Origin of the sequence: Pseudomonas agronomica, from assembly GCF_025917275.1 — a bacterium.
GTDB lineage: Bacteria > Pseudomonadota > Gammaproteobacteria > Pseudomonadales > Pseudomonadaceae > Aquipseudomonas > Aquipseudomonas agronomica.
In genome coordinates this window covers 1-13,266 of record NZ_JAOSHO010000107.1, presented here as the reverse complement: position 1 = coordinate 13,266, position 13,266 = coordinate 1, and the positions used below count along the sequence as shown (strand labels likewise).

General features: G+C 65.0%; 14 protein-coding genes. All 14 read left to right on the top strand.

The features are described from left to right. The first annotated feature begins 35 nt into the window (after nt 1-35). Nucleotides 36-770: a glycosyltransferase family 2 protein gene (locus OC610_RS10715; RefSeq protein WP_264427757.1), complete on the top strand. Its 735-nt coding sequence runs from the start codon at nt 36-38 to the stop codon at nt 768-770. Further along, the gene (locus OC610_RS10710) at nt 767-1,705 is read left to right on the top strand and encodes an LpxL/LpxP family acyltransferase (RefSeq protein ID WP_264427756.1); all 939 of its coding nucleotides are present in this window, start codon (nt 767-769) and stop codon (nt 1,703-1,705) included. Before OC610_RS10715 ends, OC610_RS10710 begins: the two co-directional genes overlap by 4 nt. Beyond that, nucleotides 1,686-3,230, top strand: coding sequence for an HAL/PAL/TAL family ammonia-lyase (locus OC610_RS10705; RefSeq protein WP_264427755.1), 1,545 nt, complete (start codon nt 1,686-1,688; stop codon nt 3,228-3,230). Before OC610_RS10710 ends, OC610_RS10705 begins: the two co-directional genes overlap by 20 nt. Beyond that, nucleotides 3,223-3,648: an acyl-CoA thioesterase gene (locus OC610_RS10700; protein WP_264427754.1), complete on the top strand. Its 426-nt coding sequence runs from the start codon at nt 3,223-3,225 to the stop codon at nt 3,646-3,648. The genes OC610_RS10705 and OC610_RS10700 overlap by 8 nt, the downstream gene beginning before the upstream one ends. Beyond that, on the top strand, nt 3,645-4,238 hold the full coding sequence (locus OC610_RS10695) for an outer membrane lipoprotein carrier protein LolA (RefSeq protein WP_264427753.1): 594 nt from the start codon (nt 3,645-3,647) through the stop codon (nt 4,236-4,238). The genes OC610_RS10700 and OC610_RS10695 overlap by 4 nt, the downstream gene beginning before the upstream one ends. Next, complete coding sequence (locus tag OC610_RS10690; protein ID WP_264427752.1) at nt 4,222-6,561, top strand: MMPL family transporter; 2,340 nt, start codon at nt 4,222-4,224, stop codon at nt 6,559-6,561. Before OC610_RS10695 ends, OC610_RS10690 begins: the two co-directional genes overlap by 17 nt. Further along, nucleotides 6,558-7,715 carry a cation:proton antiporter gene (locus tag OC610_RS10685; RefSeq protein ID WP_264427751.1) on the top strand — a complete coding sequence of 386 codons (1,158 nt, stop codon included), beginning with the start codon at nt 6,558-6,560 and terminating at the stop codon, nt 7,713-7,715. Before OC610_RS10690 ends, OC610_RS10685 begins: the two co-directional genes overlap by 4 nt. Beyond that, nucleotides 7,702-8,961, top strand: a complete 1,260-nt coding sequence (locus tag OC610_RS10680; RefSeq protein WP_264427750.1) for an NAD(P)/FAD-dependent oxidoreductase — start codon at nt 7,702-7,704, stop codon at nt 8,959-8,961. The genes OC610_RS10685 and OC610_RS10680 overlap by 14 nt, the downstream gene beginning before the upstream one ends. After that, nucleotides 8,958-9,686, top strand: a complete 729-nt coding sequence (locus OC610_RS10675) for a class I SAM-dependent methyltransferase (protein ID WP_030140962.1) — start codon at nt 8,958-8,960, stop codon at nt 9,684-9,686. The genes OC610_RS10680 and OC610_RS10675 overlap by 4 nt, the downstream gene beginning before the upstream one ends. Continuing rightward, on the top strand, nt 9,683-10,165 hold the full coding sequence (locus tag OC610_RS10670) for a DUF3261 domain-containing protein (protein ID WP_264427749.1): 483 nt from the start codon (nt 9,683-9,685) through the stop codon (nt 10,163-10,165). The genes OC610_RS10675 and OC610_RS10670 overlap by 4 nt, the downstream gene beginning before the upstream one ends. Then, nucleotides 10,162-11,358 carry a beta-ketoacyl-[acyl-carrier-protein] synthase family protein gene (locus OC610_RS10665; RefSeq protein WP_264427748.1) on the top strand — a complete coding sequence of 399 codons (1,197 nt, stop codon included), beginning with the start codon at nt 10,162-10,164 and terminating at the stop codon, nt 11,356-11,358. The genes OC610_RS10670 and OC610_RS10665 overlap by 4 nt, the downstream gene beginning before the upstream one ends. Continuing rightward, a complete protein-coding gene (locus tag OC610_RS10660) occupies nt 11,355-11,822 on the top strand; it encodes a hotdog family protein (protein WP_030140965.1) in 468 nt (155 codons plus the stop codon). Before OC610_RS10665 ends, OC610_RS10660 begins: the two co-directional genes overlap by 4 nt. Then, nucleotides 11,819-12,547, top strand: a complete 729-nt coding sequence (gene fabG, locus OC610_RS10655; protein WP_264427747.1) for a 3-oxoacyl-ACP reductase FabG — start codon at nt 11,819-11,821, stop codon at nt 12,545-12,547. Before OC610_RS10660 ends, fabG begins: the two co-directional genes overlap by 4 nt. Beyond that, the coding region (locus tag OC610_RS10650; protein ID WP_269807953.1) for a beta-ketoacyl synthase N-terminal-like domain-containing protein at nt 12,547-13,266 on the top strand (720 nt) is incomplete at its 3' end. The genes fabG and OC610_RS10650, both read left to right, overlap by 1 nt.

The following is a 13,266-nucleotide window of genomic DNA, read 5'->3' as shown; positions in this document are numbered from 1 at the left end:
CCACAGAGAATACCTTCGCCACAGGGGTAGAGCCCATGCATAACCCCTGCGCCGTCATCCCGGTCTACAACCACGAAACCGCCGTTGCGACGGTGGTCCAGACGTTGCTCGGCAACGGCTTGCCTTGCGTGCTGGTGGACGACGCCAGCAGCCCGGCCTGCGCGGCGGTGCTTGAACAGTTGGCGGAAAACGAGCGGGTTCACCTGGTCCGGCTGGCCATCAACCAGGGCAAGGGCGGCGCCGTAATGACCGGCCTGCGCGAAGCCTCGCGCCTGGGTTTCAGCCACGCCTTGCAGGTCGACGCCGACGGGCAGCACGACCTTGGCGACGTGCGCAGCTTCATCGAGCAATCCCGTGCCCACCCCGACGCGCTGATCTGCGGCTACCCCCTGTACGACGCCAGCGTGCCGAAAGGCCGCCTGTACGCGCGCTACCTGACTCACGTCATGGTCTGGATCAACAGCCTGTCGCTGCAGATCCGCGACTCGATGTGTGGCTTCCGGGTCTATCCGCTGGCACCCACCCTGGCACTGATCGACTCGGCAAACATCGGCAAGCGCATGGATTTCGATTCCGACATCCTCGTGCGCCTGGCCTGGCGCAACCAGCCGATGCGCTGGCTGCATACCCGCGTGCATTACCCGTTGGACGGCGTTTCGCACTTTCGCCTGTTCCACGACAACGTGCTGATTTCCCGGATGCACACCCGGTTGTTCTTCGGCATGCTGGTGCGCTTGCCGATGATTCTCTGGCAACGGTGGCGCCGATGAGCACAGACAAACAGCACTGGGCGGACCGCCAGGAACGCGGCAGTTTCTGGCTGATGAAACTCACGGCGGTTGCCGCCAAGGTGTTGGGCCGCCGGCTGCTGACCCCGGTCCTGTACGGCATCGTCTTGTACTTCTTCGTGTTCGGTCGCAGCGCCCGCCAGGCAGCCTGGCAATACCAGCAGCGCCTCGCCGACTGGAGCGGCCGCCCCGAATTGCGCCCGTCCCACCGGCGCGTCTTCGGCCAGTTCATGGCTTTTGCCGATTCCCTGCTGGACAAGCTCGACGTCTGGAATGGCAAGCTGAGCATCGAGCAGATCGAAATCGTCGACACGGCCTTGCTGCGCAATCACCTGCGCGACACACGCGGGCAGATGCTGGTGGGCGCGCACCTGGGCAACCTGGAAATGTGCCGGGCCCTGGCCGAACTGGGCGAAAAGGTCACCATGAACGTGCTGGTGCACACCAAGCACGCCGAGCAGTTCAACCGTCTGTTGGGCGAGGCCGGCGCCACGCACCTGCGACTGATCCAGGTCAGCGAGCTGGATCCGGTGATCATGCTGCAACTGAGCGAGCGCCTGGAGCGCGGCGAGTGGCTGGCGATCGCGGGCGACCGCGTGCCGCTGCATGGCGGGCGCAGCGTGACCGTGGACTTCATGGGCTACCCGGCCGCATTCCCGCAAGGCCCCTGGCTGCTGGCCGGGCTGCTGAAATGCCCGGTCAATCTGCTGATGTGCCTCAAGCACGAGGGACGTTATCGCGTCACCCTCGAACCCTTCGCCGATGCGGTGGCATGGAAGCGCAACGACCGCGAACAAGTGATCGCCCACTGGGCCGCTCGCTATGCCGAGCGCCTGGCGCAGTACTGCCTCCAGGGCCCGCAACAGTGGTTCAACTTTTACCCTTTCTGGAAGACCGATGACGATGCCCACTCTTGAGCCGGTAACCTTCGGCGAACGCCCCCTGCGCATTGAAGATGTATTGGCCCTGGCCAACCACCAGGCACCGACGCAGTTGCAGGATGACCCGGCGTTCCGCCAGCGCATCGCCAAGGGTGCGCAATTCCTCGATTCCCTGCTGGACAAGGAAGGCGTCATCTACGGCGTGACCACCGGCTACGGTGATTCCTGCGTGGTGGCCGTGCCGTTGCACCACGTCGAAGCCCTGCCACGTCACCTCTACACCTTCCATGGCTGCGGCCTCGGCAAACTGCTCGACGCCCAGGCGACCCGTGCGGTGCTGGCGGCGCGCCTGCAGTCGCTGTGCCACGGCGTGTCGGGGGTGCGGGTGGAGTTGCTGGAACGGCTCCAGGCGTTTCTCGAACATGACATCCTGCCGCTGATCCCGGAAGAAGGCTCGGTGGGCGCCAGCGGCGACTTGACGCCGCTGTCCTACGTCGCCGCCACGTTGTCCGGTGAACGGGACGTCATGTTCCGTAGCGAACGTCGGTCGGCTGCCGACGTCCATCGCGAACTGGGCTGGACCCCGCTGGTGCTGCGGCCCAAGGAGGCCCTGGCGCTGATGAACGGCACCGCCGTGATGACCGGCCTCGCCTGCCTGGCCTTCGCCCGCGCCAACTACCTGCTGCAACTGGCGACCCGCATCACCGCGCTGAACGTTGTCGCCCTGCAAGGCAACCCGGAGCACTTCGACGAGCGCCTGTTCGCCGCCAAGCCACACCCGGGGCAGATGCAAGTCGCCGCGTGGCTGCGCAAGGACCTGGCGATCGACGCGCCGACCGCGCCATTGCATCGCCTGCAGGATCGCTATTCCCTGCGCTGCGCCCCCCATGTGCTCGGCGTGTTGGCCGACAGCCTGGGCTGGCTGCGCGGGTTCATCGAAACCGAACTCAACAGCGCCAACGACAACCCGATCATCGACGCCGAAGCCGAGCGCGTGCTCCATGGCGGACACTTCTACGGCGGGCATATCGCCTTCGCCATGGACAGCCTGAAGAACCTGGTGGCCAACGTCGCCGATCTGCTGGACCGTCAGCTCGCCCTGCTGGTGGACGAGCGCTACAACCATGGCCTGCCGAGCAACCTGTCCGGCGCCAGTGCCGAGCGGGCGATGCTCAACCACGGCTTCAAGGCCGTGCAGATCGGCACCAGCGCCTGGACCGCCGAAGCCCTGAAAAACACCATGCCGGCCAGCGTGTTCTCGCGCTCCACCGAGTGCCACAACCAGGACAAGGTGAGCATGGGCACCATCGCCGCCCGGGATGCGATCCGCGTGCTGGAACTGACCGAGCAAGTCGCCGCCGCCACCTTGCTGGCCGCCAACCAGGGCGTGTGGCTGCGCAGCCGCGCCGAAGACGCGCGACCGCTGCCGCCGGCCCTCGCCGCCATGCACCAACAACTGGCCGAGGACTTCCCGCCGGTCATCGAAGACCGCGCCCTGGAAGGCGAACTGCGCCTGTGCCTGCAACGCATCGCCGAACAACACTGGGGGCTGCATGCGTAGCCAAGGCGTTCTGCACGTCGACACCCAAATCGTGGTGCCGTTTTTCGACGTCGATTCGATGAACGTGGTCTGGCATGGCCACTACGTCAAATACCTCGAAGTGGCGCGCTGCGCCCTGCTCGACCTGATCGGCCACAACTACAACGACATGCTTGAATCCGGGCATGCGTGGCCGGTGATCGACTTGCAGTTGCGCTACGTACGCGGTGCCGTGTTCGGCCAGACCCTGACCGTGCGCGCCAGTCTGGTGGAGTGGGAAAACCGGCTGAAGATCAACTACCTGATCAGTGACGCCGTAACCGGCGAACGCTTCACCCGTGCCAGCTCCGTGCAAGTGGCGGTGGACATGGCCACTCGCGAGATGCTGCTGGCCTCGCCACGGGTGTTTGTCGAAGCCGTCGAGAGGAAACTGTCATGAAGCGCCTGTTCACTTGGCTGCTGCTGTGCAGCCTGTCGCCGCTGGCCCAGGCGTTCGATCTGCAGCAATTGAGTGACCAGCTGGCCCGTCCGGACGTGATCCATGGCCAGTTCATCCAGGAAAAACATCTGCGCGCCCTGCCCCAGCCCCTCACCAGCAAGGGCCGCTTCGTGCTGGCGAAAAACCACGGCCTGCTGTGGTTGCTGCAGACGCCGTTGCAACAGGATTACCGCATCACCGCCCAGGGCATCGCGCGACGGGACGGCAATGCCTGGCAGATGCTGCCGAACAAGAGTGCCGGCGCCGAGCAGAACCGGTTGTTCCTGGCGGTATTGCAGGGCGACAGCAGTGGCTTGCAGCGGGACTTCGAACTGAACCTGTCGGGCGAGCCGCAACAGTGGACGCTCACCCTGACCCCGCGCTCGGTGCTGCTCAAGCAGGTTTTCAACCAGATCAACATCAACGGCGACGAATTGGTCCAGCGCATCGAACTGCTGGAAACCCAGGGCGACAGCACCGTGCTGCGAATGCAGGACACCACCAGCGCGCAGCCCTTGAGCGAAGCGGAGCAACATGACTTTGCCGAGTGAACAGAGGCTGCCGCGGCTGTTCCTGATCCTGCTGCTGGCGGTGCTGGCGCTCGCCGGTTGGCAATGGCGCAACGGAGCGCCGCTGTCAGCGAACCTGATGGAACTGGCGCCGGGCACATCGCCGGATGCACTGGAACTCATCGCTGAACAACGCATGCAAGAACCGCTGAACCGCGAAGTGCTGGTCCTGGTCGGCCACGCCGATCGCCAGCAAGCCATCGCCCTGGCGCAAACCCTCGGCGAGCAATGGCAGGCCAGCGGCCTGTTCGACAAAGTCCAGTGGACGCTCCAGGCCGACCTGCCAGCGCTGCGCAAGCAATTGCTCGATGGCCGACTGGCCATGCTGTCGGCAACGGACCGGCAACAGTTGATCGAACAGCCACAGGCCTTTATCCAGCAACGGGTACAGGCCCTGTTCGACCCGTTCAGCGGCTTCAGCCTGGTGCCAAGCCAGGACGACTGGCTCGGCCTGACCGGGCGTATCCAGAACAGCCAGCCACAACGCGGCGCCATACAATTGGACGTGGGCAGCGGTGCGCTGGTCGCCGAAGCCGACGGCAAGCACTGGGTCATGCTGCGGGCGCGTACCCAGGGCAATGCGTTCGACATGAATCTGCCGTTGCAGGTGGCCGAATGGGTGCAACGCAGCCGCGACCAGGCGAGCCAGGCCCAAGGACAATTGCTGGCCGCCAGCGGCCTGCTGTACGCGGCCAGCGGGCAACAACAGGCATCGCGGGAGATCACCTGGGTCGGCGGCGGCGCGACCGTCGGCATTTTGCTGCTGCTGTTGCTGGCGTTCCGGCGCCTGGTCGTCTGGCTGGCGTTCGTGCCGGTGCTGGTGGGCATGTTGTTCGGCGCGGTGGCGTGCGTGGCGCTGTTCGGACGCATGCACATCATGACCCTGATCCTGGGATCGAGCCTGATCGGCGTAGCAGTGGATTACCCGCTGCACTATCTGTCCAAGAGTTGGAGCCTCAAGCCTTGGCGCAGCTGGCCGGCCCTGCGCATCACCCTGCCGGGGCTGAGCCTGAGCCTGGCGACCACGTGCATCGGTTACCTGGCGTTGGCCTGGACGCCGTTTCCGGCCCTGACCCAGATCGCGATCTTTTCCGCCGCTGGGTTGGTGGGCGCCTACCTGAGTGCGGTCTGCCTGCTGCCGGCGTTGCTGAAGAAGGCCGACCTGCGTCCCGCCCAGTGGCCGCTGCAGTTCTGCGAAAACCTGCTCAAGTGCCGCCAAGCGCTATTGGCCCGCGTGCGCACGCCAATTTTGCTGGCCCTGTTGCTGACCTTCTGTGCGGGCGGCCTTTGGCATCTGACCACGAAAAACGATATCCGCCAGTGGATCGGCACGCCCCAGCACCTGACCGACGAAGCCCGCGACATCGCACGGATCACCGGTTTCCAACCCACCAGTCAGTTCTTCCTGATCCGTGCCGCCGACCAAGGGCAACTGCTCGAACGCCAGACCGCCCTCAATGAGCGGCTCGACCAGTTGATCGGCCTGGAAAAACTCCAGGGCTACCTGTCCCTCAATCAATTGGTCAGCCCGCCCGCCGAGCAACAGAAGGTTCGCGAAGCCCTGGGCCGGCTGCCGGCGTTCTGGCAACCGCTGCTGGACGTGGGCGTGCCGGTCGCCGCGTTGCAAGCCGAACTGAAGCAATTGCAGACACTGCCAGTGACTGACATCGACGCCGCGCTGACCGGCCCGCTGGCCGAACCCTATCGCCCGCTCTGGCTCGGCCAGACGGCACAAGGCGTGGCGGCGGTGGTCAGTCTGCAAGGCTTGAACGATGCCGCGTTGCTGAGGGTCCAGGCGGTGGACCTGCCCGGGGTTCAATTAGTGGATCGCCTGGGTGACCTGAACCGGGTGTTTGCCGCCACGCAGGTCAGCGCCGCCGAGCTGAAGCTGGCCTCCTGCGTGTTGATCGTCCTGGTGCTGATCTGGCCATTCGGCGTCGGCGGTGCCTTGCGCATCGTCGCCCTGCCGCTGCTGGCCGCGCTGTGCAGCCTGGCGAGCCTGGGCTGGCTGGGTCAGCCGCTGACACTGTTCAGCCTGTTCGGCCTGTTGCTGGTGACCGCCATCGGCGTTGATTACGCCATCCTGATGCGTGAACAGATTGGCGGAGCCGCTGTGAGTCTGCTGGGCACGCTGCTGGCGGCGATCACCACCTGGCTGTCGTTCGGCCTGCTGGCGCTGTCGAGCACGCCGGCGGTGAGCAATTTCGGCCTGGCGGTCAGCCTCGGATTGACGTTCAGCTTCCTGCTCGCACCATGGGCCGGTCGGCAAGCCCATGCGGACCGTGCTGCGGAGCCGGTCCAATGATGACGCTGCTGTTCTGGCTCATGGCCCTGGCGCTGTTTGCCGTGGCGACGCTGGCTGGGCGCCGCTTCGGACTGATCCCGATCGTGAGCCAATTGCTACTGGCAACGTTCGGCCTGCCGTTGCTGATGTATTTCTGGATCGAACCGGGTTGGCACCTCAACGGCGCGCAACTGGTCTCGCCCGTATGGTTGAAGAATCTCTACAGCCTCGCCTTCGCCTTATTGTTGGGGCACATCCTCAGCGATGTGATCGACCTGCGCCTGGACCGCCAAAGCGTGAAGATCGCCCTGCCGAGCTTTGGCGTACCGTTCGCCTGCGGCTTGGCCACCGCAACCTGGCTGCTACCGCCCCAGCCATGGATCAGCTCGCTGGCGGTGGGGCTGTTGTTTTCGATCACGGCGATCCCGGTGCTCTACCTGTATCTGCGCCACATCGCCTACCCGCCCGCCGCCACCCGCCGACTGGTACAGACCGCAATCCTGATCGACCTGATCTGCTGGAGCCTGTTCGCCCTGGCCCAGGGCAGCCTGCACCTGGGCAGCCTGTTGCTGCCGTTGGTCGGTGCCTGCATTCCATTGCTGCTGCGACTGCTGGGCCTGCGCCAACCGTTGCTGCACAGCGGCATGTTCTTTGCGCTGCTGGTGGTGGCCGAACACTACCGACTGAATGCACTCATCACCGGCATCGGCTACCTGCTGTGCATGGCCGCGCTCAAGGTGCCACTGGTATTGCCCCTCGGCACCGAGTGGATGAACAGGTTGCAGACCTATCTGGCGATCCCGTTGATCCTGACGTTCGGTATCGTGCAGATCAATGTGCACAGCGTCATGGACAGCCTCGGCTGGGTCCAGCTCGTGGCGTTGCTGCTGTTGCCGATTGCCAGCAAACTGCTGGGCAACTGGCTGGGGCTGGGTTGGGCCGGCGCTTCGTTCGCCGGCGCCAGTCGCTGGCGGGAAAGTGTCTTGCTGAATATTCGCGGCTTGAGTGAAATCGTCTTCCTCAACCTGCTGCTGCAACAAACCCTCATCAGCCCGGCACTGTATTTTGCGCTGATGCTGATGGGGTTGATCGCCACATTACTGCCGGCCGTGGCCGGTTTTCACCGTATACCCTCGATTGCCGTCCCGGCCAGGAGCCCCCGTGTCAACAGTTGAAATGGAACGTCGACAGGTTGTCGTCATCGGAGCGGGGCCTTCCGGCGCCATCGCCGCCGCGCTGCTCAAGCGCAAGGGCCACGATGTGCTGGTCATCGAGCGCCAGCATTTCCCGCGGTTCTCCATCGGCGAAAGCCTGTTGTCCCATTGCCTGGACTTCGTCGAAGAAGCCGGCATGCTCGACGCGGTCAACGCCGCCGGGTTCCAGCGCAAGAACGGTGCCGCGTTCTCCTGGGGCGAGCGCTACAGCGCTTTCGATTTCGGCGACACTTTCAGCGAAGGCAAGCCCACCACGTTCCAGGTCCAGCGCGCCGACTTCGACAAGTTGCTCGCCGACCAGGCGGCCATGCAAGGTGTGGAGATCCGCTACGGCCAGGCCATCGCCAACGTTGATTTCTCCCTCGCCAAGCCGCAACTGGGCGTGCAACGCGAAGACGGCAGCGAGTATCGGGTCGAGGCCGACTTCGTCCTCGACGCCAGCGGCTACGGCCGGGTCTTGCCGCGCCTGCTGGACCTTGAGGCACCGTCGAATTTCCCGGTGCGCCAAGCGGTGTTCACCCACGTCGAGGATCGCATCGACAGCCCGACCTTCGATCGCGAGAAGATCCTCATCACCACCCATCCGACGAAGCGCGACGTATGGTTCTGGACCATCCCCTTCAGCGGCGGGCGTTGCTCCGTAGGCGTAGTGGCGGCAGAGGAACATTTCGAGGGTCGCACCGATGACCTCGACGCCTGCCTGCGCGGCTTCATTGACGAAACCCCAAGCCTGGCCGGTGTACTGGAAAATGCCGTGTGGGACACCCCGGCGCGGACCATCGGTGGCTACTCGGCCAACGTCAAGACCCTGCACGGCCCTGGCTTCGCCCTGCTGGGCAACGCTGCGGAATTCCTCGACCCGGTGTTCTCATCCGGCGTGACCATCGCCATGCGTTCGGCGAGCATGGCCGCCGACGTGCTGCATCGGCAGTTGCAAGGCGAGCCGGTGGATTGGCAGAGCGAATTCGCCGAGCCATTGAAACGCGGCGTCGACACCTTCCGCTGTTACGTCGAAGGCTGGTACGCGGGGACCTTCCAGGATGTGATTTTCTACACCGAAGGCTCCGACGACATCCGCCGCATGATCAGTTCGATCCTCGCCGGCTACGCCTGGGATCAACGCAACCCATTTGTCAGCGAACCCAAGCGGCGCCTGCGCATGCTCTCGGAAATCTGCGCGAGTCCGGCGCCGAGTCAGCAAACATGAGCTACCTGAGCGACAGCTACGTCGAGGAAACCCGCTTCGGTTTCTGGTTCCTGCGCAGCCACACCTGGCAACACCATGTGCTGCGCGTGGCGATCAACGACCTGCGCGGCCTGTTCAGCGCTGCGCCGCCATCCAACCCAGTGTTGCTGGACGCCGGTTGCGGCCAGGGCAAGTCATTCCAGTACCTGCGCCAGGCATTCGCGCCGCAACGCCTGATTGGCGTGGACGCCGATCCCCACAGCCTGGACCTGAGCGCCGAGGAAGCGGCTCGCCAGGGCATGGCCGTGGAGCTGATCGGCAGCGATTGCGCGACCTTGGCGGTGCCCGATGCGAGCGTTGACTTGCTGTTCTGCCACCAGACCTTTCACCATTTGGTGGAACAGGAAAAAGCTCTCGCCGAGTTCTATCGCGTGCTCAAGCCCGGCGGTTATTTGATGTTCGCCGAATCCACCGAGGCCTACATCGACACCTGGGTAATCCGCTGGCTGTTCCGTCATCCGATGCACGTGCAGAAAAGCGCCGCGCAGTACCTGGCGATGATCCGCGACCAAGGGTTCCAGTTCGAAGACCGCAACGTCTCCTACCCGTACCTGTGGTGGAGCCGCGCCAAGGACTTCGGCCTGCTGGAACGCTGGGGCCTGCGTCGGCCCAAGCCGTTTGGCGAGCGCGAGGAAACCCTGGTCAACGTGGTGGCGCGCAAGCCGCTCGAAGGGGCCACAGGATGATCCGCTGCCTGTTGATCGGCTGCCTGCTGTTGCTCAGCGCCTGCGCCAGCCACCCGCCGCTGCCCGAACGCACGCCGACCCTCGCGCTGCCGCTGCAATTGCACATCGAGCGGCAACTGGCCGGCCAGCGCCAGGATTGGCTGTTGGTGATCCAGCGTGAAAACACCGGCATCCGCTGGTCGATGATGGACCCGCTGGGCATTCCCGTCGCCCGCCAGCGCCTGGCCGATGGCCAGTGGCGGGCCGACGGCCTGCTGCCGCCCAATGCCGAGGCCCGGGAACTGTTCGCGGCGCTGTTGTTCGCCCTGACCCCGGAAACGGAGCTGGCCGGCAACTACCCCACCGCCCGGCAACACGGCGTCGAACGAGCGCTCGAGAGCCGCTGGCAGGTGCGTTACCAGCAACCGCTGGAGTTTGAGCTGCGCTTGCCCCAAGGCCCGCATTACCGCATCACGCCGTTGACCGAGAGTGCCCAATGACTGCTTATCTGAACGCCCTCGGGGTGATCTGCGCCCTGGGCCGGGACAAACAGAACGTCGCGCGCAACCTGTTCGCCGGCGACTGCTCGGGCGTGCGCAGCGAGGCCGGCTGGGTCGCCGAACGGGCATTGCCGGTGGCTTCGGTAGCGGGTGAACTCGCCCAGATCCCGGAAGCCCTCGCGGCCCAACGCAGCCGCAACAATCAGCTATTGCTTGAAGCCGGATTGCAGATTCGCCCCGAGATCGACCGCGCCATCCAGGCCTACGGTCGCGCACGCATCGGCATCGTCCTGGGCACCAGCACCTCGGGCATCGACGAGGCCAGCCAGGGCATCGCGCATTATCTGCGCGAGCAGCGATTCCCCGAAGGCTACGATTACCAACAACAGGAACTCAGCGCGCCGGCCAATTTCCTCTCCGACTGGCTTGGCCTGAGCGGCCCCTCCTACGTGATCTCGACCGCTTGCACCTCCAGCGCGCGGGCCTTGATGAGCGCCCGTCGCCTGCTGGACCTGGGGTTGTGCGACGCCGTGCTGTGCGGTGGCGTCGACAGCCTGTGCAAACTGACCCTTAACGGTTTCTCTGCGCTGGAAGCGGTGTCGAACGAGCGTTGCAATCCGTTTTCGGTGAACCGCAGCGGCATCAACATCGGCGAGGCGGCGGTGCTGTTTCTCATGAGCAAGACGCCAGGCGACGGTCACTCGATCGCCCTGCTCGGTGACGGCGCCAGCTCCGACGCGCACCACATTTCCGCGCCGGAACCCAGCGGTCGCGGCGCCCGCCAGGCAATGGAAAAAGCCTTGCGCTGCGCAGGCCTGGACGCCAGCCAGATCGATTACCTGAACCTGCACGGCACCGCCACGCAGCATAACGACGCCATGGAAAGCCACGCGGTGGCCGGACTGTTTCCAGCGGGCGTGCCCTGCTCGTCCACCAAGCCGATGACCGGTCACACCCTCGGCGCGGCAGGCGCGTTGGAAGCGGCCTTCTGCTGGCTGGCACTGAGCGCGGACAATCCCGGCCATGCCCTGCCACCCCATGTCTGGGACGGCCAGCCCGACCCCGAACTGCCGGCGCTGAACTGGATCGATAGCCGCGCCCGCCTGAACCCGACCCACCCCCGTCGCCTGATGAGCAACTCGTTTGCCTTCGGCGGCAACAACGTCAGCCTGATTATCGGAGACGCCCAATGATTGACTGGCCGCTCGCCGAACTGCTGCCCCACGCAGGGGACATGATCCTTATCGACCGGATCGTGACCTTCGATGACGAGCAGATCCATACCGTCGCCACGGTCAAGCCAGGCGGTTTGTTCAACCTGGACGACGGCGCGCTGCCGGCCTGGGTCGGCATCGAGCTGATGGCCCAGAGCGTCGCGGCGTTCGCCGGTTGCCACGCCCGCCAGCGCGGCGATGCCGTGGAGCTGGGCTTCCTGCTCGGGACCCGCAAGTTCGAATGCAACGTCGAACATTTCCCGGTGGGCACCGAACTGGCCATCCACGGCGTTCGCTCCCTGGAAGACGACAACGGCATGGGTGTGTTCGAATGCCACATCCACGCGCCGGGCATCCACGCCACCGCGCGACTGAACGTATTCCGTCCACCCCATGCCGCCCAGTACCTCAATGAAACCTCTGCAACAGGAACCCAGCCATGACTGAATCCGTACTGGTTACCGGCTCCAGCCGTGGCATCGGCCGCGCCATCGCCTTGCGCCTGGCCCAGGCCGGGCATGACATCGTCTTGCATTGCCGCAGCGGTCGCGCCGAGGCCGAAGCGGTCCAGGCAGAAGTCCTGGCCCTGGGCCGCAACGCCCGTGTCCTGCAATTCGACGTCTCCGACCGCGCCGCCTGCAAAGCCGCTCTCGAGGCGGATGTGCAAACCCACGGCGCCTATTACGGCGTGGTGCTCAACGCCGGCCTGACCCGCGACGGCGCCTTCCCGGCCCTGAGCGAAGACGACTGGGACAGTGTGCTGCGCACCAACCTCGACGGCTTCTATAACGTGCTGCACCCGGTGATGATGCCGATGATCCGCCGCCGCGCCGCTGGACGAATCGTCTGTATCACGTCAGTGTCCGGCCTGATCGGCAACCGTGGCCAAGTCAATTACAGCGCCTCGAAAGCCGGCCTGATCGGCGCGGCCAAGGCATTGGCCATCGAACTGGGCAAGCGCAAGATCACCGTCAACTGCGTCGCGCCGGGCTTGATCGACACCGCCATGCTCGATGAAAACGTACCCGTGGAAGAATTGATGAAGATGATCCCCGCCCAGCGCATGGGCACCCCGGAAGAAGTCGCCGGCGCGGTGAATTTCCTGATGTCCGCCGAAGCCGGCTACATCACTCGGCAGGTCCTGGCCGTCAACGGAGGCTTGTGCTGATGAAGCGCGTCGTCGTCACCGGCATGGCCGGTATCACCTCCATCGGCAGCGACTGGGAGACCATCGCCGCCAACTTCGCCGCCAACCGCACCGGCATCCGGCGCATGGATGAATGGGACCGTTTCACCGAGCTGAACACCCGCCTGGCCGGCCCCATCGACAACTTCCAGGTCCCGGTCCACTGGACGCGCAAGCAACTGCGCAGCATGGGCCGGGTCTCGCGCCTGGCCGTGGCCTCGGCGGAACAGGCCCTGGCCGACGCCGGCCTGCTGGGCGATCCGTCGATCAAGGATGGCCGCATGGGCGTGTCCTGCGGCTCGTCCACCGGCAGCACCGACGAGATCAAGGCCTTCGGCAACATGCTGCTCAACAGCGTGGCCGAAGGGCTGAACGCCAATTCCTACGTGCGGATGATGCCCCACACCACGGCGGCCAACATCAGCATCTTCTTCGGCCTGACTGGACGGCTGATCCCCACGTCCAGCGCCTGCACCAGCGGCAGCCATGGCATCGGCTATGCCTACGAGGCCATCAAGTTCGGCCGCCTGCCATTGATGCTCGCTGGTGGCGCCGAAGAACTGTGCCCGACCGAAGCGATGGTCTTCGACGCGCTCTACGCCACCAGCCTGAAAAACGATGCGCCGCAGACCAGCCCGCGCCCTTACGACAAGGGACGCGATGGATTGGTGATCGGTGAAGGCGCCGGCATGCTGGTGCTC

What these genes read in the sequence shown, in the direction of transcription:
- OC610_RS10715 (WP_264427757.1), top strand. Translation starts at nt 36, where the DNA reads ATGCATAACCCCTGCGCCGTCATCCCGGTCTACAACCACGAAACCGCC.
- OC610_RS10710 (WP_264427756.1), top strand. Translation starts at nt 767, where the DNA reads ATGAGCACAGACAAACAGCACTGGGCGGACCGCCAGGAACGCGGCAGT.
- OC610_RS10705 (WP_264427755.1), top strand. Translation starts at nt 1,686, where the DNA reads ATGACGATGCCCACTCTTGAGCCGGTAACCTTCGGCGAACGCCCCCTG.
- OC610_RS10700 (WP_264427754.1), top strand. Translation starts at nt 3,223, where the DNA reads ATGCGTAGCCAAGGCGTTCTGCACGTCGACACCCAAATCGTGGTGCCG.
- OC610_RS10695 (WP_264427753.1), top strand. Translation starts at nt 3,645, where the DNA reads ATGAAGCGCCTGTTCACTTGGCTGCTGCTGTGCAGCCTGTCGCCGCTG.
- OC610_RS10690 (WP_264427752.1), top strand. Translation starts at nt 4,222, where the DNA reads ATGACTTTGCCGAGTGAACAGAGGCTGCCGCGGCTGTTCCTGATCCTG.
- OC610_RS10685 (WP_264427751.1), top strand. Translation starts at nt 6,558, where the DNA reads ATGATGACGCTGCTGTTCTGGCTCATGGCCCTGGCGCTGTTTGCCGTG.
- OC610_RS10675 (WP_030140962.1), top strand. Translation starts at nt 8,958, where the DNA reads ATGAGCTACCTGAGCGACAGCTACGTCGAGGAAACCCGCTTCGGTTTC.
- OC610_RS10670 (WP_264427749.1), top strand. Translation starts at nt 9,683, where the DNA reads ATGATCCGCTGCCTGTTGATCGGCTGCCTGCTGTTGCTCAGCGCCTGC.
- OC610_RS10665 (WP_264427748.1), top strand. Translation starts at nt 10,162, where the DNA reads ATGACTGCTTATCTGAACGCCCTCGGGGTGATCTGCGCCCTGGGCCGG.
- OC610_RS10660 (WP_030140965.1), top strand. Translation starts at nt 11,355, where the DNA reads ATGATTGACTGGCCGCTCGCCGAACTGCTGCCCCACGCAGGGGACATG.
- fabG (WP_264427747.1), top strand. Translation starts at nt 11,819, where the DNA reads ATGACTGAATCCGTACTGGTTACCGGCTCCAGCCGTGGCATCGGCCGC.